Origin of the sequence: Mycobacterium scrofulaceum (assembly GCF_001667885.1) — a bacterium.
Classification (GTDB): Bacteria; Actinomycetota; Actinomycetes; order Mycobacteriales; family Mycobacteriaceae; genus Mycobacterium; species Mycobacterium scrofulaceum_C.
In genome coordinates, this window is sequence record NZ_LZJW01000182.1 from 66,708 (window position 1) to 84,610 (window position 17,903).

Sequence of the window (17,903 nt, forward strand, 5' to 3'; positions counted from 1 at the left end):
CAGCCATGGACTTTCAGCTGAGCGACGAGCAGAGCTTGCTCCGGGACACGACCCGCGAACTGCTGGCGCGCACCTACGACCCGGAAAGCCGCAACAAGATCATCGACTCCGACCTCGGGTGGAGCCGTGAGGTGTGGAGTCAGCTGGCCGACACCGGCATCCTCGGCCTCGGCTTCGACCCCGACGAGTCGGGCCAGATCGAGATCGCGGTCGTGCTCACCGAGATCGGACGCCGGCTCGCCCCGGAACCCGTCCTGCACGCCGCGCTCGGCCCCGGCGCGTTGATCGCCGAGTTGGGCAGCGAGGAGCAGAAGCAACTGCTCGACGAGGTCGCGGGTGGGCAACGACTGCTGGCGTTCGCCCACCTGGAGCCGGGCCAGCGCAACCCATCCGGCGAGGTGGCCACCAAGGCTGCGCGGCAAGGTGATTCGTGGACGCTGAGCGGCCGGAAGAACCCGGTCCTCGCCGGCGACTCCGCCGACACCTTGGTGGTCAGCGCCGCCCTGCCCGACGGCGGGACCGGCCTGTTCCTGGTCGATGCGGCGGCCGTGACCAGGCACCCCTACCCGACGTTCGACGGACAACGCGGCGCGCAGATCGATCTGGACTCCACCCCGGCCGAACCCCTGGGGGAAGCGGCCGACGCGGCGCAGGCCATCCGCGGCGCCGTCATCCGCATCCAGGCGGGGCTGTGCGCCGAAGCGGTCGGGGCGATGGAGGAAGCGCTGCGGCTGACCACCGATTACCTCAAGACCCGCAAGCAGTTCGGCGTCACGCTCAACAAGTTCCAGGCACTGACCCAGCGGGCCGCCGACATGTACGTCTCGCTGGAATTGGCCCGCAGCATGAGCCTGTACGCGTCGATGTCGATCGCCGACGGCAACATCGACCCAGTGATCGCCTCGCGCGCCAAGTTGCAGATCGGACGCGCGGGCCGGCACATCGCGCAGGAGTCGATCCAGTTGCACGGCGGAATCGGCGTCACCGCCGAATATCCGGTGGCGCACTATGCGGCCCGGCTCACCGCGATCGAGCACACCCTGGGCACCTCCGGCGAACACCTGCACACTCTGATCGACCACATCGGCGACTACGACTTGGTGCGGCTCTAGTCGATGGCAGAGCTGTCCGACAGGGTTGTCTCCTTCCTGTCAGCCGGCACCCGCACCGGGATGCTGGGGTACGTCGCCGTCGACGGCCGGCCGCTGGTGGTGCCGGTGTGGTTCGTCGTCGACGATGGGCAGTTGGCGTTCAACACCGGCCGTGACACGTCGAAAGGCCGTGCCCTGGCTCGTGATCCGCGAACCGTGATCTGCGTCGACGATCCGCATCCGCCGTATTCGTTCGTTCAGGTGCAGGGCGTCGCCACTATCGGTGAGGACCCGGCCGACGTGTTGGACATCGCCACCCGAACCGGCGCGCGCTACATGGGCGCCGACCGCGCCGACGAATTCGGGCGCCGCAACGCCGTGCCCGGCGAACTCGTGGTGCGGCTGCGTCCCACCAAGGTGATTGCCGGCTTCGATATCAGCGACTGAATCCCCACCCGTCAAAGGAGACGCGATGAGCAAGACCCCGACCGACCGTGCGCTCAAGGTGATCCAGTGGACCACCGGGAACATCGGGCGGCGTTCGCTGCACGCCATCATCGGCAGGCCGGACATGGAGCTGGTCGGGGTGTACGCACACGGGGCGGACAAGGTCGGGGTGGACGCCGCCGAACTGGCCGGCTGGCCGGAACCGACCGGCGTGCGGGCGACGAACGACATCGACGCGCTGCTCGCCCTGGGCGCCGACGCCTGCTGCTATAACCCGTTGTGGCCCAACGTCGACGAACTGGTGCGGCTGCTGGAATCCGGCGTCAACGTCTGCTCCAGCGCTGCCTGGATCACCGGGGGCAAGCAGACGCCCGAGGACCGCGAGCGCATCGCGGACGCCTGCAAGCGGGGCGGTTCGACGATCTTCGGCAGCGGCGCGCACCCGGGCATGACGAACATGGTCGGCATGGTGCTGTCCGGCGCCTGCGAGCGCGTCGACGAGATCCGCATCACCGAGTCGGTGGACTGTTCGACGTACGAATCCGCGGAAACCCAAACGGCGATGGGCTTCTCGCAGGACCCCGACACGCCCGGGCTGGCGGAAAGCGTACGGCGCGAAAGCGAGGTCTTCGCCGAATCGGCCGCCATGATGGCCGACGCGATCGGGGCGAAGCTGGACCGGATGACCTTCGACGTCACCTTCACCGCCGCCACCGGCGATTCCGACCTGGGGTTCATGACCATCCCCGCGGGAACGGTGGGCGGCGTATACGGCTACCACCGCGGCTGGCAGGGCGACCGCAACGTCGTCAGCGTCGGGTTCAACTGGACCATGGGCAGTCACGTGGTGCCGCCCAAACCGCTCGAGCACGGCCACGTCATCCAGGTGTTCGGGCTGCCCAACATGCGCACCGTCTTGCATTGCCTGCCGCCCAAGGACTGGACGGAGCCGGGGTTCATGGGATTGGGAATGATCTACACGGCCATGCCGGTCACCAATGCGGTCCCGGCCGTGGTGGCCGCCGAGCCCGGGATCGTCACACTGGCCGATCTCCCCCCGGTCACCGGCCGCGTGGCGCGCTAGCCGGCGCCATATGCCGTTCACCACACCGAAGGCCCCCGGAGGAACGCTTGCGTGCACTAAGGTTTAGAGTGCTTAGCTGAGCAAATTGTCGGAAGACAGCGGTGTCGTCGACGACGTAGGTGAGCTTTGCGGCAATGCCCGGACGGCGGGCAAGCGGAAGGCGGTCAGGTGGTGGCTAGTCCAGAATCGGGTCCACGTACTCCCACCGTGACCCGTGTGCTCAAGCGGGCGTGGATACCGCTGCTCTTGGTGGTAGTCCTGGCCGTTTCGGCATTGATCGTCTCGCGGCTCCACAAGATTTTCGGCTCTCAAGACCTCAATGCGAACGCCGGCAAGGGGATCGAAATCGTGCAGTTCAACCCGAAGGTCGTCGTCTACGACATCACCGGGCCGCCCGGGGCCACCGCCAACATCAACTACTGGGACGAGAACGCCAACACCCATCAGGTGAACGCGGCGCCGCTGCCGTGGTCGACCACGATCTCGACGACCTTGCCGTCGGTCAGCGCCAACATCATGGCGCAGAGCGACGGCGGTGAGATCAGCTGCAAGATCACCGTGGACGGCGTCGTGCGCGAGCAGCGGAGTTCCGACGGCCACAACGCGCAGACGTTCTGCTTGGTGAAGTCCGCATGAGCAACGCGAGCAACGAGACCCAACGCGACGTGAGCGCGGCCGACACCGGCCCGATCAACGTCAAGGGCCTGTCGAAGGCCGAGCGGGGCCATCGCCCGTACCTGCCGCATGCGATCCGCATCTTTGCGGTGCCGATCATTTTGGTTTGGTTGTTCGTGACGGTTCTGGTGAATGTCATCGTTCCGACATTGGAAAAAGTCGGTGAGGCCCACTCGGCGCCGATGACCCCGCTGGACGCGCCGTCGATGAAGGCGATGATGCGCCTGGGCCACAACTTCCACGAATTCGACTCCAACAGCACGGTGATGATCGTGCTGGAGGGCCAGCAACCGCTCGGCCCGGACGCGCACCAGTACTACGACAAGCTGATTCGGCAACTCCGCCAGGATCCCAAGCACATTCAGCACATTCAGGACTTCTGGGGCGACCGGCTGACGGCCGCGGGTGCGCAGAGCGCCGACGCCAAGAGCGCCTACGTGCAGGTGAACCTCGCCGGTAACCAGGGCACGACGCTGGCCAACGAGTCGGTGGACTCGGTCCGCAAGGTGATCGAGGAGAACAAGGCGCCACCCGGCGTGAAGGCCTACGTAACGGGCCCCGCCGCGCTGTCCGACGATATGCACATCATCGGTAACGCCAGCCTGGCCAAGATCACGCTGTTCACGCTGGGCGCCATCGCGATCATGTTGCTGCTGGTCTACCGGTCCATCGTCACCACGCTGGTGCAGCTGTTCATGACCTTTGTTGCCCTGGCGTGTTCGCGGGGGGTGGTCGCGGTTCTCGCGTACCACAACGCATTCGGGCTCACCACCTTCGCCGCCAACATCCTCACCATGTTGGCGATCGCCGCGGGGACGGACTACGGCATCTTCCTGATCGGCCGCTATCAAGAGGCGCTGGCCGCGGGCGAGGACCGAGAAACCGCGTACTACACCACATTCAAGGGCGTCGCCCCTGTGGTGTTGGGGTCGGGCCTGACGATCGCGGGCGCGACCTATTGCCTCAGTTTCTCGCGGTTGCCGTGGTTCAACACCATGGGGGCGCCCGTGGCGATCGGCATGATCGTCGTGGTGCTGGCCGGCGTCACGCTGGGGCCCGCGGTGGTCTTCGTCGGCAGCCGCTTCCACCTGTTCGAGCGGCAGGCCAAGCGTGGCCGGTTGTGGCGCCGGGTTGGTACAGCCGTAGTACGTTGGCCGGCACCGGTTTTGGCCGTGAGCGCCGCGGTCGTGCTGGTCGGCATGATTGCCCTGCCGAGCTTCCACACGAGCTACAACGACCGCCATTACCTGCCGTTGTCGGCCCCGTCCAACCAAGGACAAGAGGCCGCGAACCGGCATTTCTCCGAGGCGCGGATGAACCCCGACCTGTTGATGGTCGAATCCGACCACGACATGCGAAACCCGGCGGACATGCTGGTGCTGGACCGGGTGGCCAAGAACGAGATGCGCACACTGGGCATCGCCATGGTTCAGGACATCACCCGGCCGCTGGGCATTCCCATCCAGCACAGCTCGATACCGTTCCAGAACAGCGTCCAGAGCCAGACGACGATGCAGAACATGAGCTTCCTCAAGGACCGCATCGCCGACATCCTGCGGATGGCCGACGACCTGCAGACCCAGATCGATACCACGCAACGCCAATACGAGGTGTCGCTGGACTTGGCCAACGCCGCCGACGACAGCGCGAAGACCACCGCGGTGACGTCACAGATCACCGACACCCTGCGTGACCACATCGCGGATTTCGACGACACCTTCCGGCCGATACGCAGCATCTTCTACTGGGAGCGGCACTGCTACGACATCCCCGTGTGCATCGGTTTGCGGTCGCTGTTCGACACGTTCGACGGGTTCGACCAGCTCGCCGAGCAATTCCACTATCTGACAGCCGATATCGAGCACACCGCCAAGGCCACCCACGACCTCAATGCGCTGTTTCCCACGCTGATCACCACGCTGAAGACCACCAGGGGCATCACGCTGACCTTGTATCAGACGTTCAAGGCGATGATCGACCAGATGGAGGCGATGAGCAACACCGCGATCGTGATGGGTCAAAGCTTCGACGCGTCGAAGAACGACGACTTCTTCTACCTGCCGCCCGAGGCCTTCGACAACCCGGACTTCCAGACCGGCCTTCGGATGTTCTTGTCCCCGGACGGGAAATCGGCGCGGTTCTTCATCACGCATCAGGGCGATCCGATGTCGCCGGAGGGCATTGCGCAAGTCGACGCCGAACGCACCGCCGCCCAGGAGGGCCTCAAGCAATCGTCGCTGTCGGACGCCCGGGTCTATCTGGGCGGAACCGCCGCGACGTTCAAGGACATGGCCGACGGTGAGAAGTACGACCTGATGATCGCCGTGGTGTCCGCCCTGACGCTGATCTTCATGATCATGCTGCTGCTCACCCGCAGCGTGGTCGCCGCGTTGGTGATCGTCGGCACCGCGGCCAGCTCGATCGCGGCGTCATTCGGCCTGTCCGTGCTGATTTGGCAGGACCTGTTCGGCATCAGGATCCACTGGATCGTGATGGCGCTGTCCGTGATCATCCTGCTGGCCGTCGGATCCGACTACAACCTGTTGCTGGTATCGCGGTTCAAAGAAGAGATCCATGCCGGCCTCAAGACCGGAATCATCCGGTCGATGGCCGGTACCGGCGGGGTGGTGACCGCGGCGGGTCTGGTGTTCGCATTCACCATGGCGGCCATGTTGGGCAGCGACTTGCGGGTGCTGGGCCAGTTCGGTTCGACGGTGTGCATCGGTCTGCTGCTCGACACGCTCGTCGTGCGCACGCTGCTGATGCCGTCGATCGCCACGCTGCTGGGTCGTTGGTTCTGGTGGCCGCAAGTGGTGCATCCACGGGGTGACAACGCGCGGCGACCGGTGCCCGCCTCCGCCTAAGGCGCCGGCGGTTGCACGACGACGGCGACCGCCCCGGCCCCGACGTGCAGCGCCAGCACCGGCCCCAACGGGGTGATGATCGCCGGCTCGCAGGCCGGTAACCGCCGCGCCAGCGTCGCGGCCACCTCCTTGGCGCCGTCCGGGTTGGCGACGTGGTGCACCGCCAAGGCGGCGGGGCCGTCGCCGGCGACCTCGCAGACCCGGTCGATCATCGCCTCCGTCGCGTGGCTGACGGTGCGCACCCGTTGGGCCAGAACGAGTTTCCCGTCGTCGATGCGCAGCAACGGCTTGAGCGCCAGCGCGGTGCCCAGCCACGCCTTGGCCCCGCCGATCCGCCCGCTACGGCGCAGGTTATCCAATCGATGCACCACCATGAACGCGTGGGTCTGGCACGCCGCCGAATTCGCCGCCTCGGCGACCGCGTCAAGGTCGCCGCCCGCGGCCGCCACCCGCGCGGCCGCCAGCGCGACGAAGCCGGTGCCCATCGCGGTCGACTTCGAGTCGACGACCCGCACGTGGGCGTCCAAGTCGGCGGCCGTCCGTTGGGCGGCGCCGCAGGTGCCCGACAGCGCGGACGAGATGTGCACCGCCACCACGCCGTCTCCGCCGCTGTCGGCCAGGGCCTGCTGGTACGCGTCGGCCAGTTCGGCGGGGGTGGCCGCCGCGGTGGTCGCGTGGCGCTGGTAGATGTCTTCGGGGATCTGGTCCACACCGTCACGCAGGTCGACGCCGTCGAGCAGAATGTGCAGCGGGACAACCCGTATCGCCCACTTGTCGAGTAGGTCGGCGGGCAAGCGCGCCGACGCGTCGGTCACCACAACGACGGACACGGGCCCTACCCCCGCGGCTTGTCGGTCGGCGCCTGCGCCTTCTGCAAGGCCTCGGCCAGCGCCTTGAGCATCAGCTCGGCAACCGCCTGGTGCGCTTCGAAATTCCAGTGGATGCCGTCGGGATTGCCCCTGCCGGACATGATCTGTTCGGCGACGGCGGCTTTCAGGTCGACGAGGGGCACATCGTGGGTCTGCGCCCATTCGGTGATCGCCGCCGCCGTTCCCGCGCGGCCGTGGTGTGCCCTGCCATAGGTGTCGGCGATGTGCACCGAGGGCAGCGACGCCACGATCGGAATCCCGGGGCGGTTGAAATCGATTGCGGCACGGGTCTGTTCGAGGTATTCGACGCTCAGGTGCGGCGGCAGCGCCGGCCTGGCCACCGGTGAGAACCGGGGTTGTAGCCAGCCGTAGCCGTCGCGGACCCAGCGTCGCAAGCGCGGCGGCCGCACGTAGCGGATCAGTTCCCGCAGTGCGGTCGGCAGCACCGACGGCAGCGAATCCATGCCGCCGGTGGCGAAGACCACGGCGCCCGCCTTCGGCAGCGCCGCCCAGGCGCGCGGGTCCTGCGTGGCCGCCCACCAGACGTCACGACAGGTCCAGCCGATGCGACCGATGAGTTCGACATCCCAATCCAATTGGCTGGCAACGATGTTCGGCCAGATTCGGGGATCGTCGGCGGGCAGGCCGCCGGTGGGCCCGTAATAGGCCAGGGAGTCGGCGAAGATCAGCAGGGTCGGGCGCGCCTCAGAGGACATCGTTGGACACCTGCGCCGAAGCGTTCCACACGTCGAGACGCCAGCGGATGTCGTCGAAACCCGCGGATTGCTCGTCGGAGTGACCGGAAAGCTGAACCCAGCTGGCATTTCCCATGCCGCCCAACACCGGCCAGTTGGCGACCGGAAGTTTCAGCAGCGCGGCCGACAGCGCGGCGATCAGGCCGCCGTGGGCCACCAGCACCACCGGCCGATCGGCATGCTGGGGATCACCCCATTCCGGTTCGCCGGACACCAGCTCGGAGACCAGCGGCACGCTGCGGGCGGCCACGTCGACGCGGCTCTCGCCGCCATGCGGCGCCCAGGTGGCGTCCTCGCGCCAGGCCAGCCGGGCGCCCGGAGCCTGCGCGTCGACGTCGGTGTGCGTCAGCCCCTGCCAGTCACCGAGGTGGGTTTCCCGCAACCGCTCGTCCACCCGGATCGGCAGGCCGGTCCGCTCCCCCAGCCTGATCGCGGTGTCGTAGGCGCGATGCAGATCCGACGACACGATCAGCAACGGCTGCAGCTTGCCGAGGACCTCGGCGGCGGCGATCGCCTGGGCGCGGCCGAGCTCGCTGAGTTGGGAATCCAGCTGCCCCTGCATCCTGCTACCGGCGTTGTACTCGGTTTGCCCGTGCCGCAACATGATCAGCCGACGAATCGTCATGGCGTGCCCGCCGAATCGTCGGGTTCTTCGGTCAGGTCGACGTGCACCACGGGGCAGTCCCCCCACAACCGGTCCAGGGCGTAGAAGTCGCGGTCGTCCTGGTGCTGGATGTGCACGACGATGTCGCGGTAGTCCAGCAGCGTCCAGCGGCCCTCCCGGGTGCCCTCGCGGCGCGCGGGCTTGTAGCCGGCCCTGCGCATCTTCTCCTCGACCTCGTCGACGATGGCGTTGACCTGACGCTCGTTGGACGCCGAGGCGATAACGAAGCAGTCGGTGATGACCAGCTGGCCCGACACGTCGATCACGACGACGTCGTCCGCCAGCTTCGAGGCGGCCGCGCCGGCGGCGACGGTCGCCATGTCGATGGCCTCCTGCGTGGCGGTCATGTGTTGTTCCCGGCGGGCAGGGTCGATCGGCTCACGGTGTCCTTCGATTGTTCGCCGGCGCGGTACAGCCGGCGCTTGGAGACGTATTGCACGACGCCGTCGGGCATCAGGTACCACAACGGCCGGTGCTGTTCGGCGCGCAGGCGGCAATCGGTCGACGAGATGGCCAGCGCCGGGATCTCGACGAGCGTCAGCACGTCCTCGGCCAGCTCGCCCAGCACACCGGTGACGTGTTCGCGCCGGAGCTCGTAGCCGGGCCGGCTGACGCCGACGAATCGCGCCAAGTCGAACATCTCCTGCCAGCCCTGCCAAGACAGGATGGAGGCGAGCGCGTCGGCGCCGGTGATGAAGTACAGCTGGGAATCCGGGTTGAGGGCGTGCAGATCGCGCAGGGTGTCCTTGGTGTAGGTGGGCCCGGCGCGGTCGATGTCGACCCGGCTCACCGAGAAGCGCGGGTTGGACGCGGTGGCGATGACCGTCATCAGGTACCGGTCCTCGGCCGCGGAGACGTGCCGATCTTTCTGCCAGGGCTGGCCGCTGGGCACGAACACCACTTCGTCGAGGTCGAACAGGTCGGCGACCTCGCTGGCGGCAACCAGGTGCCCGTAATGGATGGGATCGAATGTCCCGCCCATCACACCCAGCCTGCGCAGCTCCTTTTGCACGATTTGCCAGCTTACTTGAGGCGCGGATCCGGCCCGATTTCGTCACACCGGCTAAAGCAGCTGCGGGTGAGAGGCACCCGCGTGCGCGCGCCACGCTGGCGTGACGCTCGGCTCTCGCGGTCACGCTGGCGTGACGCTCGCGGGCCGTGGCCCGGGTGCCGCCGTGCACCGCGACGAGCCGTCCCTACACTGGCAGCAATTGGTCGATCACCGCGGCCAACTGCTTGGCCGACCGGCATTCGTGCATCGTGATGACCTCTTGATAGCGCGGCACCGCCGAGTCGCCGCTGCCCCACAGATGCTTGGGCTCGGGATTCAGCCAGTGCGCGTGCCGGCTGGCGGTCACCATGTGGGACAGCAGCTCGGTTTCCGGATTGCGGTAGTTGGTGCGCCCGTCGCCGAGCACCAGCAGCGAGCTGCGCGGCGACAGCACGTTGGGGAACGCCTGCACGAAGGACGCGAACGCGTTGCCGTAGTCGGAATGCCCGTCGCGGCTGAACACACCGGCCTCCCGGGTGATCCGCTGGATCGCCACGGCCAGATCGGCTTCCGGCCCGAACATGTGCGTCACCTCGTCGGTGGTGTCGATGAAGGCGAAGACTCGAACCCGCGAAAACTGTTGGCGCAGAGCGTGGACCAGCAGCAGGGTGAAATGACTGAAACCGGCGACGGAGCCGGACACGTCGCAGAGCACCACGAGCTCGGGCCGCGCCGGGCGCGGCTTGGCCAGCACCACGTCGATCGGCACGCCGCCGGTGGACATCGACTTGCGCAGCGTCTTGCGCAGGTCGATCACGCCCGCGCGCGACCGTCGCCGCCGCGCCGCGAGCCGGGTGGCCAGCGTGCGCGCCAGCGGCGCCACCACCCGTTGCATCTGGCGCAGCTGTTCGCCCGAGGCGCGCAGGAACTCGACGTTCTCCGAAAGCTGCGGGATGCCGTACATCTGGACGTGGTCGCGGCCGAGTTGTTCGGCGGTGCGCCGTTTGGTCTCGGCGTCGACCAGCTTGCGCAGCTGGGTGATCCGTTGCGCGGCCATGGCTTTGGCGATCTGCTCCTGGGTGGGCGTCGGCTCGTCACCGTATGGGGCGAGCAGCCCCGCCAGCAGTTTGCCCTCCAATTCGTCCAGAGCCATCGCCTTGAGCGCCTGATACGAGGAGAACGAGGGGCCGCGGCTGGAGCTGTACTTGCCGTAGGCCTCGACGATGCGCGCGATCATCGCGACCAGCCGCTCGTCCATGTCGGCGAGGTCGGGGTTTTCGTTGAGCAGGTCGAGCAGCATCTGCCGCATCGCCTCGACGTCGTCGGGTGGCAGCGAGTCGTCGTCCTGCGGCCCGTCGGCTCCTTCGTCGGTGACCACCGCGCGTGCGCCCAACGCCGCGGGGAACCACAGGTCGAACATGGCGTCGTAGGTGTCGCGATGATCGGGTTGGCGCAGCACCGCGCAGGCGATGCCCTCGCGCAACACCTCCCGGTCGCTCAAGCCGAGGGTGGCCATCACCCGTCCGGCGTCCACCGTCTCGGATGGCCCCACCGAAATGCCAACTCCGCGAAGCGCTTCGACAAAGCCGACCAAGTGGCCCGGCAATCCGTGCGGGGCGAGGGGCCGGGTGGGTCGGATACGGCGGGGGGCCATGGGTTCCTAGTTCAACCTAAGCTCGCCGCTTGCCCGCTGCTGATCGGACTGATGCTTGAGGACGACGCCCAGCGTGGCGGCGACGACGGCGTCGTCGATGGTGTCCAGGCCGAGCGCCAGCAGGGTGCGACCCCAGTCGATGGTCTCGGCGATGGACGGCACCTTCTTGAGTTGCATGCCGCGCAGCACGCCGATGATGCGCACCAGCTCATCGGCGAGGTGCTGGGGCAGTTCGGGCACGCGCGACAACAGGATGCGCCGCTCCAGTTCGGGACTGGGAAAGTCGATGTGCAAGAACAGGCAGCGACGCTTGAGGGCCTCGGACAGCTCCCGGGTCGCGTTGGAGGTCAGCACGACGAACGGCGTGCGTTCCGCGGTGATCGTGCCCAGTTCGGGGACCGTCACCGCGAAGTCGGACAGCACCTCGAGCAGCAGGCCCTCGATCTCGATGTCGGCCTTGTCGGTTTCGTCGATCAGCAGCACGGTGGGCTCGGTGCGCCGGATCGCGGTCAGCAGGGGCCGCTGCAGCAGGAATTCCTCGCTGAACACGTCGTCCTTGGTCTGATCCCAGTCCCCGGAGCCGGCCTGGATGCGCAGGATTTGCTTGGCGTGGTTCCACTCGTACAGGGCGCGTGCCTCGTCCACCCCCTCGTAGCACTGCAGGCGGACCAGCCCCGAGTCGGTCGCCTGGGCCACGGCGCGGGCCAGCTCGGTCTTGCCGACGCCGGCGGGGCCCTCCACCAGCAACGGCTTGCCGAGCCGGTCGGCCAGGAACACCGCGGTGGCGGTGGCGGTGTCGGGCAGGTAACCGGTCTCGGCCAACCGTCGCGAGACGTCGTCGATGTCGGCGAACAACGGCCTGGGCCGGGCGGGCACGCTCACTATCTGGGTTCTCCTAAAGCAGTCGTGTGTCAGGCGGGCCGGACTTGCCCGTCACCCCACGCAATCCATTTGGTCGAGGTCAACTCGGGCAGCCCCATCGGGCCGCGCGCATGCAATTTCTGGGTGGAGATGCCGATTTCGGCGCCGAACCCGAATTGCTCACCGTCGGTGAACGCCGTCGACGCGTTGACCATCACCGCGGCCGCGTCGACGCCATCGCTAAACCGTTGGGCGGCAGCCATATTGCTGGTCACGATCGCCTCGGTGTGGCCGGTCCCGTACTCGTTGATGTGAGCGATCGCGGCGTCGATGCCGGCGACGGCCGCGACGGCGATGTCCATCGACAGGTACTCCCGGCGCAGGTCGTCCTCCGCGGCGTCCGCCGAAACTCCGCCGTGCACGGTCACGCCCGCATTCTCGAGGGCGGCCACCAACCGGGGCAGCGCCTTGGTGGCGATCGCCGCGTCCACCAGCAACGTCTCGGCGGCGTTGCAGACGCTGGGCCGGCGGGTCTTGGAGTTCAGCAGGATTCGTTCCGCGAGGTCAAGGTCGGCGCCTTCGTGCACGTACACGTGGCAGTTGCCGACCCCCGTCTCGATGGTGGGCACCTGGGCGTCCCGGACCACCGCGTCGATCAGGCTCGCTCCCCCACGCGGAATCACCACGTCCACCAGGCCGCGGGCCTGGATCAGGTGCGTCACCGTGGCGCGATCGGAGGCCGAAAGCAGTTGCACCGCATCGGCGGGCAGGTCCTCACTGACCAGCGAGGCGCGCAGCACCTGCACCAGTGCCTGATTCGACCGCGCCGCCGAGGAACTGCCCCGCAACAGCACCGCGTTGCCCGATTTGAGCGCCAGACCGAAGGCGTCGACGGTGACGTTGGGCCGGCCCTCGTAGATCATGCCGACGACGCCGAGCGGCACGCGCTGCTGCCGCAAATGCAAACCGTTGGGCAGGGTGTAACCGCGCAGCACCTCCCCGACCGGGTCGGGCAGCCCGGCGACCTGGCGCAGGCCGGCGGCGATCCCCTCGACGCGTTTGGCGTCCAGCGCCAGCCGGTCGAGCATCGCGGTCGGTGTGCCGGCGGCTTCGGCCGCGCTGAGATCTTCGGTGTTGGCGGAGAGGATCAGATCGGTGTGAGCCGCGATCGCGTCGGCCGCCGACCGTAGCGCCTGGTCCTTGGCCACCGTCGGCAACAACGCCAGGACGCGGGAGGCGACCCGGGCACGGCGAGCGGCATTGTGCACCTCCCGGCGCAAGTCAGGAAGCGAGGGTGCTTGCAGACTCATTGAACCAGGGTATCGGGCGTTAGCCGGCCGAGCGCGGCGGCCCGGGTATTACGCCATTCGCTCCGCACGTAACGCGCCGCGACCGAGAAGCCAAGTGTCAGCGGGTCAGCGCAGCGTTTTCGCCGGTTCCGGTGCCCCGGCGCGGGCATGCCCGGCCCGGTCCCGGCGGCCCGCCTCTCGCACCTTGCTCTGCCGCTCTTCGATCAGTCGGCCTAAGTCTTGCAGCAGCAACGGTTTACGCATCACGAGGTGCTCGAGGTGCTCACGCTTGATCTGCAGCGCCGTCACTTCGTCGAGCGCGTAGGCGCCGGCCAGGTTGGGCTGGCGGGTCAGCGCGGTCAGGCCGAGGAACGATCCCTCGTCCAGGGTGGTGACGGGCACCACCGACCCGTCTTCGGTCGTCGCCGTCAGCCGAACCCGGCCGGCCACCAGGAAGGTCATCCCAGGCGAGACCTCGCCGGCGGATTCGAGGATTTCGTCGGCACCGTAGCGGACGATCTTCGCGTAGGGGACCAGCGATTGCTGATCGGCGTGGTTCAGCCGCAACGCCGGCGCGACCACGGTGCGCAGCGCTTTCTCTACGCGTTGCTTGGTGGAGTAGTTGTCGTCGGCACCGTCAAGGTGCAGGCGCGCCCGCCGCGCCGCATACCAGACCCAGCGCAGGAAGGTCGCTTCGGTGGCTTCGGCGTCGGCGGGGGACGTCAGCCGGATGGTGGTGCGGTACTGGGCGCCGCCCAAGGAGACTGCGGTGGGCAAGGTTCCTGGTCTGCGGGCCGGCAACGCCGAGGCGACCCGCGTGAGCATCGCGCAGACCTTGTCCGGGGAGTCGCCGGCCCCGAACTTGGTGGTGATCGCGCAGTCGTAAGCGAGCGACGGGCGACTGAGGTTCGTGAACGAGGTGCTGGCGAGCATCGAGTTGGGCATGACGCGGATCCCGCTGCCGGTGTCGATGTGCACGGACCGCCAGTTCACTTCGACGACGCGCCCCCGCGCGGTCCCGGTGTCCAGCCACTCATCGATCCGGAATGGCTGTTCGAACAGCATGAACAACCCGGACACCACCTGGCCGACGGAGTTCTGCAGCATCAGACCGATGACCACTGAGGTGACGCCCAGTGCGGTGAACAGACCGCCGATCCGGACGCCCCAGATCATTGAGAGCATCACCGCCAGGCCGACGCCGATGACTCCGAAGCGGGCGACATCAACGAAGATGGCGGGCAGTCGTTTGCGCCAGCTCTTGTCGGGCGCGCCCTCGAACACGGTGGCGTTCAGCGCGGACAACACCAGCACGAGCACCAGCAAGCCGAACAGCGTGGTCAGGATTCGCACCAAGCCGTCTTTGGCAGGCACCTGCGAAGCTTCGACGAGCAGCAGCAACAACGCGCCCAGCGGCAGTAAGTAGTTGCGCAGCAGGCTTACCTGCCGGGCCAGCTGGCTTTCTCGGCGGACCAGCGTGCGGTGCAGCTCGGTGAGCAGGATCAAGGCCACCGGGAATCCGACCGCGACCCCGATCGCCCAGTAGAACCACGATGAGTCGAACAGGTTCATGATCGCTCCGCCAACCGGTAGATCTCCTGGTCGGTCCCGCTGACCGAAATTGTGCCGGCCGGCGTGAACTGCCGCACGTCCCGCATCGCCTCGTAAACCTGTGAGGTGACGTAGATGCCCGATTGGTTTGCGCCACTTTGCATCCGGTAGGCGAGGCTGACCGCGGCGCCCCACATGTCATAGACGAGCCCCGAGCGGCCCACCAGCCCGCTGATCACGTCACCGGTGCTGATGCCCACCCGCAGGCGCAGCTGGTGGCCGGTCTGGCCGTTGAACCTATCGATGATTTGGCGCATTTCGATGGCAAAGTCGACGCTGCGGTGGATGCTGTCCAGCCGCCGCGTGACCACACCGCAGCTGGCGAGATAGCCGTTATGGAACGTGCGGATTCGTTCTACACCCAAAGCTTCGGCGGCCGAATCGAATTGGCGGAACAGTTCGTCAACGATCCCGACGAGCTCGTCGCCGGACACGTCCACGGACACCTCGTCGAGCCCGACGATTTCGGCGAAAATGACAGCTACGCCCTGGTGCTCCAGCGCGATGGTCTCCTGACCCTCGCGATATCGCTGAACGACGGACTCCGGCATCAGCGCCAGCAACAGCCGGTCGTTCTCCCGGCGCTGTTCGTTGAGCAACTCCTCCTTGATCGCCAGGCTGCGGCTCATCTCGTTGAAAGCCGCAGTCAGCTCCCCGATTTCGTCACGCGTCTTCACCGGGATGCTGACCTCGTAGTCACCGGAGCTGATCTTCTGCGTGCCGGCCTGGAGCCGACGGATCGGCCGCAACATCAGCTGGGCCAGCACCATCGACGCCACGCAGATGGCGAAGATCATGATCGCCACCGTCAGCACCACCGTCCTGCTGAACCTGCCCAGGCGCGCGAAAGCGTCGGAGTTGTCCCGTGTCGCCAGGATCGACCAGTGCAGATCCGAGTTCGGCACCGTCAGCGGGGCGTAGGCCTCCAGCTCCCTGTTGCCCAGATAGTCGGTCGCGCTGAGGACGCCGGTCTGCCCACGTTGGGCGGCGCGAAGACCCGCGGTCGGGACCGGCTGGACCAGGGTCGTGCCACCCAGCCGGATCGCTTCGTCGACCACGTCGGGCGGGGTGCCCGATGCCACTGCCTCGCGCCGGTATTCGGCCGGATCCTCCAGGAAAAGCCTCGAGTCGGAACGCATCAGGTTGTCGGCACCGGCAAGGTAAGTCTCGGTCGACGGGCCCATTCCTGCGGCGTCCCAGTGTTTGTCGGCGGTCATGATCTTGTTGATCTTCGAGATCGGCAGCGGCAGGGCCATCACGCCATTGAATTTTCCGTTCATTCCCACCAGCGACACCGCCCAAGCCGTCGGGGTGTCGAGTTCCGGTTGGTACGGCTGGAAATCGGTGATCCAGACGAAGCTGAGATCGTTGGAGCGCAAAGCCTTTTGGTAGGCATCGCGCAAGTTGGATTCCCGGTAAGGCCCGTTCAGAATGTTGGTGCCCAAGTCAGGGCCCTTGTTCACTGAATAGACGACGTTGCCCTGCATGTCCAGCAACAGCGCATCGGGGTACTCGAAGCGGGTGACGATCTCGCGCATGTAGAAGCCGTAGCGAGCATTGGCCGCCGACCACGCGCTGCCGTCGCCGGCGTCGTCAACCTTCCTCGCCTCGGAGATCGAACGGTAAGGCGCGGTGTAGTAGGCCTGAAGGTACTTCTGCGCGTTGGAACTCGGCAGGATCGCGTTGCGATCGAGATCTTCACCGGTGATCCGTTTGATCGGCTTGATCATGTTGTCGTCGTAGTAATTGACGATCGCCTGCTGCTGGGCCGGATTGATCGTCGCATTGGACAACTGGGCGAATCCGTCGGTGAACGCCGTCATCGCCTCGACGATGCTGAAGCCGCCGCTGTAGACGATCAGGGAGTTGGTCACCTCTCTGAAGAGCGACTGCACCTGCCGCGCCTGGGACTCGCGCAGTTCGGTGAGTCGCTCGGACTCGACTTGGCGCAGGGCGTTACGGCCCGATGATGCCCCGATGAAGCCGATCACCCCTACCGACAGGATGCTGCACAACAGCAGCGTCAGCAGCAGCTTGGATTGCAGGCCGATCCGGAAGAGCCGACGACGGCGAAACTTCCGGCGTTTGCGGGCCTCGCTCGCTTGCGTCACAACCGTTTCGGCCGGGTCGGGAGCCGAGGCGGGCGCCGGTGCGTCCTGGGAAGCCGGCTCAGCGTCTCGTAGCTCGCTCGATGTCACTCGACTTCGCCCTTCCTGGGACAGGCAGCATCGCTCACGCAGCACACTAGCGCGCGCGTCTCAAGATATGGGCGATTGCGGCAAAGCGTTCGAGGCGAAGAATCCTAAGACCTTCATCAACCCCGCCGAGCGCACCTATCCTTGGCGCTATGAGCGACGCGTGCCCGGACGGCTGCGGGCGCGTTACCGCCGACGTGGCGACCATCCGGGCTGCCGAGCGCGACGCCGAATGGACACGGGCCGCGCGTTGGGCGCGGTGGCTCGCGTGGGCGAGCCTGCTCTGGATGTGCGCGGAGGGGTTGCTCGGGCTGTGGCAGGGGTCCACCGTCGGGTCCATCTCGCTGATCGGCTGGGCGCTCGGTAGTGCCGTCGAGGGCGTGGCGAGCGTGATCGTCGTATGGCGGTTCACGGGTGACCGGATGCTGTCGGAGTCCTCGGAGCGCCGGGCGCAGCGCGGGGTGGCCGTCTCGTTCTGGCTCATCGCGCCCTACGTCGCTGTCGAATCGGTCCGGAATCTGCTCGCCGGGGCCCGCCCGGGCACGACGTTCATCGGGATCGCTTTGACCGCGGCGGCGCTGGTCTTGATGCCGCTGCTGGGATGGGTCAAGCGGCGGTTGGGCGACCGACTGAACTCGCGCGCCACCGCCGGTGAGGGCACCCAGAACTATCTGTGCGCTGCGCAGTCCGCGGCGGTGCTAGTGACGCTGGCCGTCATCGCCGTGTGGCCGGGCGGCTGGTGGCTGGACCCGGCTGTCGGCCTCGTCATCGCCGGAGCCGCGGTCCGCGAGGGCTTCCGGGCGTGGCGCGGCGAGGACTGCGGGTGCTGACCCACGCGTCGAAATGGCGGCGC

General features: G+C 67.2%; 16 protein-coding genes. 6 read left to right on the forward strand and 10 right to left on the reverse strand.

Annotated elements, in window-relative coordinates:
• The first annotated feature begins 5 nt into the window (after positions 1 to 5).
• The 5 genes from A5681_RS26125 (at position 6) to A5681_RS26145 (ending at position 6,161) form a co-directional block, all read left to right on the forward strand.
• A complete protein-coding gene (locus A5681_RS26125; RefSeq protein ID WP_067283014.1) occupies positions 6 to 1,112 on the forward strand; it encodes an acyl-CoA dehydrogenase family protein in 1,107 nt (368 codons plus the stop codon).
• 3 nt (positions 1,113 to 1,115) lie between these two features.
• The gene (locus A5681_RS26130) at positions 1,116 to 1,538 is read left to right on the forward strand and encodes a PPOX class F420-dependent oxidoreductase (protein WP_067283018.1); all 423 of its coding nucleotides are present in this window, start codon (positions 1,116 to 1,118) and stop codon (positions 1,536 to 1,538) included.
• Positions 1,539 to 1,563: 25 nt separating this feature from the next.
• Positions 1,564 to 2,622, forward strand: coding sequence for a dihydrodipicolinate reductase (locus tag A5681_RS26135; RefSeq protein ID WP_067283021.1), 1,059 nt, complete (start codon positions 1,564 to 1,566; stop codon positions 2,620 to 2,622).
• A 207-nt stretch (positions 2,623 to 2,829) separates the two neighbouring features.
• Positions 2,830 to 3,258, forward strand: a complete 429-nt coding sequence (locus A5681_RS26140; RefSeq protein WP_231996420.1) for an MmpS family transport accessory protein — start codon at positions 2,830 to 2,832, stop codon at positions 3,256 to 3,258.
• Entirely contained in the window at positions 3,255 to 6,161 is a 2,907-nt protein-coding gene (locus A5681_RS26145) for an RND family transporter (RefSeq protein WP_067283028.1), read from the forward strand. Before A5681_RS26140 ends, A5681_RS26145 begins: the two co-directional genes overlap by 4 nt.
• Here A5681_RS26145 and A5681_RS26150 read toward each other — a convergent pair.
• The 10 genes from A5681_RS26150 to A5681_RS26195 form a co-directional block, all read right to left on the reverse strand.
• Positions 6,158 to 6,991, reverse strand: a complete 834-nt coding sequence (locus tag A5681_RS26150) for a DegV family protein (protein WP_067283031.1) — start codon at positions 6,989 to 6,991, stop codon at positions 6,158 to 6,160. The genes A5681_RS26145 and A5681_RS26150 overlap by 4 nt on opposite strands.
• A gap of 5 nt (positions 6,992 to 6,996) precedes the next feature.
• Positions 6,997 to 7,746, reverse strand: a complete 750-nt coding sequence (gene octT, locus A5681_RS26155) for a diglucosylglycerate octanoyltransferase (protein ID WP_067283034.1) — start codon at positions 7,744 to 7,746, stop codon at positions 6,997 to 6,999.
• Positions 7,736 to 8,410 (reverse strand): glucosyl-3-phosphoglycerate phosphatase, encoded by a 675-nt coding sequence (gene gpgP / locus A5681_RS26160; RefSeq protein WP_067283037.1) that lies wholly within the window; start codon positions 8,408 to 8,410, stop codon positions 7,736 to 7,738. The genes octT and gpgP overlap by 11 nt, the downstream gene beginning before the upstream one ends.
• Positions 8,407 to 8,796, reverse strand: coding sequence for a ribosome silencing factor (rsfS, locus tag A5681_RS26165; RefSeq protein WP_067283041.1), 390 nt, complete (start codon positions 8,794 to 8,796; stop codon positions 8,407 to 8,409). Before rsfS ends, gpgP begins: the two co-directional genes overlap by 4 nt.
• A complete protein-coding gene (nadD, locus tag A5681_RS26170) occupies positions 8,793 to 9,449 on the reverse strand; it encodes a nicotinate-nucleotide adenylyltransferase (RefSeq protein WP_269454975.1) in 657 nt (218 codons plus the stop codon). Before nadD ends, rsfS begins: the two co-directional genes overlap by 4 nt.
• 196 nt (positions 9,450 to 9,645) lie before the next feature.
• Positions 9,646 to 11,094, reverse strand: a complete 1,449-nt coding sequence (locus A5681_RS26175; RefSeq protein ID WP_067283044.1) for a vWA domain-containing protein — start codon at positions 11,092 to 11,094, stop codon at positions 9,646 to 9,648.
• Positions 11,095 to 11,100: 6 nt separating this feature from the next.
• Positions 11,101 to 11,976 (reverse strand): AAA family ATPase, encoded by an 876-nt coding sequence (locus A5681_RS26180; protein ID WP_067283050.1) that lies wholly within the window; start codon positions 11,974 to 11,976, stop codon positions 11,101 to 11,103.
• Between the two features lie 29 nt (positions 11,977 to 12,005).
• Positions 12,006 to 13,265: a glutamate-5-semialdehyde dehydrogenase gene (locus A5681_RS26185; RefSeq protein ID WP_067283053.1), complete on the reverse strand. Its 1,260-nt coding sequence runs from the start codon at positions 13,263 to 13,265 to the stop codon at positions 12,006 to 12,008.
• A 105-nt stretch (positions 13,266 to 13,370) separates the two neighbouring features.
• The gene (locus A5681_RS26190; RefSeq protein WP_067283057.1) at positions 13,371 to 14,816 is read right to left on the reverse strand and encodes a mechanosensitive ion channel domain-containing protein; all 1,446 of its coding nucleotides are present in this window, start codon (positions 14,814 to 14,816) and stop codon (positions 13,371 to 13,373) included.
• Entirely contained in the window at positions 14,813 to 17,053 is a 2,241-nt protein-coding gene (locus A5681_RS26195) for an adenylate/guanylate cyclase domain-containing protein (protein ID WP_067283061.1), read from the reverse strand. Before A5681_RS26195 ends, A5681_RS26190 begins: the two co-directional genes overlap by 4 nt.
• A gap of 149 nt (positions 17,054 to 17,202) precedes the next feature.
• Here A5681_RS26195 and A5681_RS26200 point away from each other — a divergent pair, with 149 nt between their 5' ends.
• Positions 17,203 to 17,880 carry a cation transporter gene (locus tag A5681_RS26200; protein ID WP_082968553.1) on the forward strand — a complete coding sequence of 226 codons (678 nt, stop codon included), beginning with the start codon at positions 17,203 to 17,205 and terminating at the stop codon, positions 17,878 to 17,880.
• Positions 17,881 to 17,903: the final 23 nt, after the last annotated feature.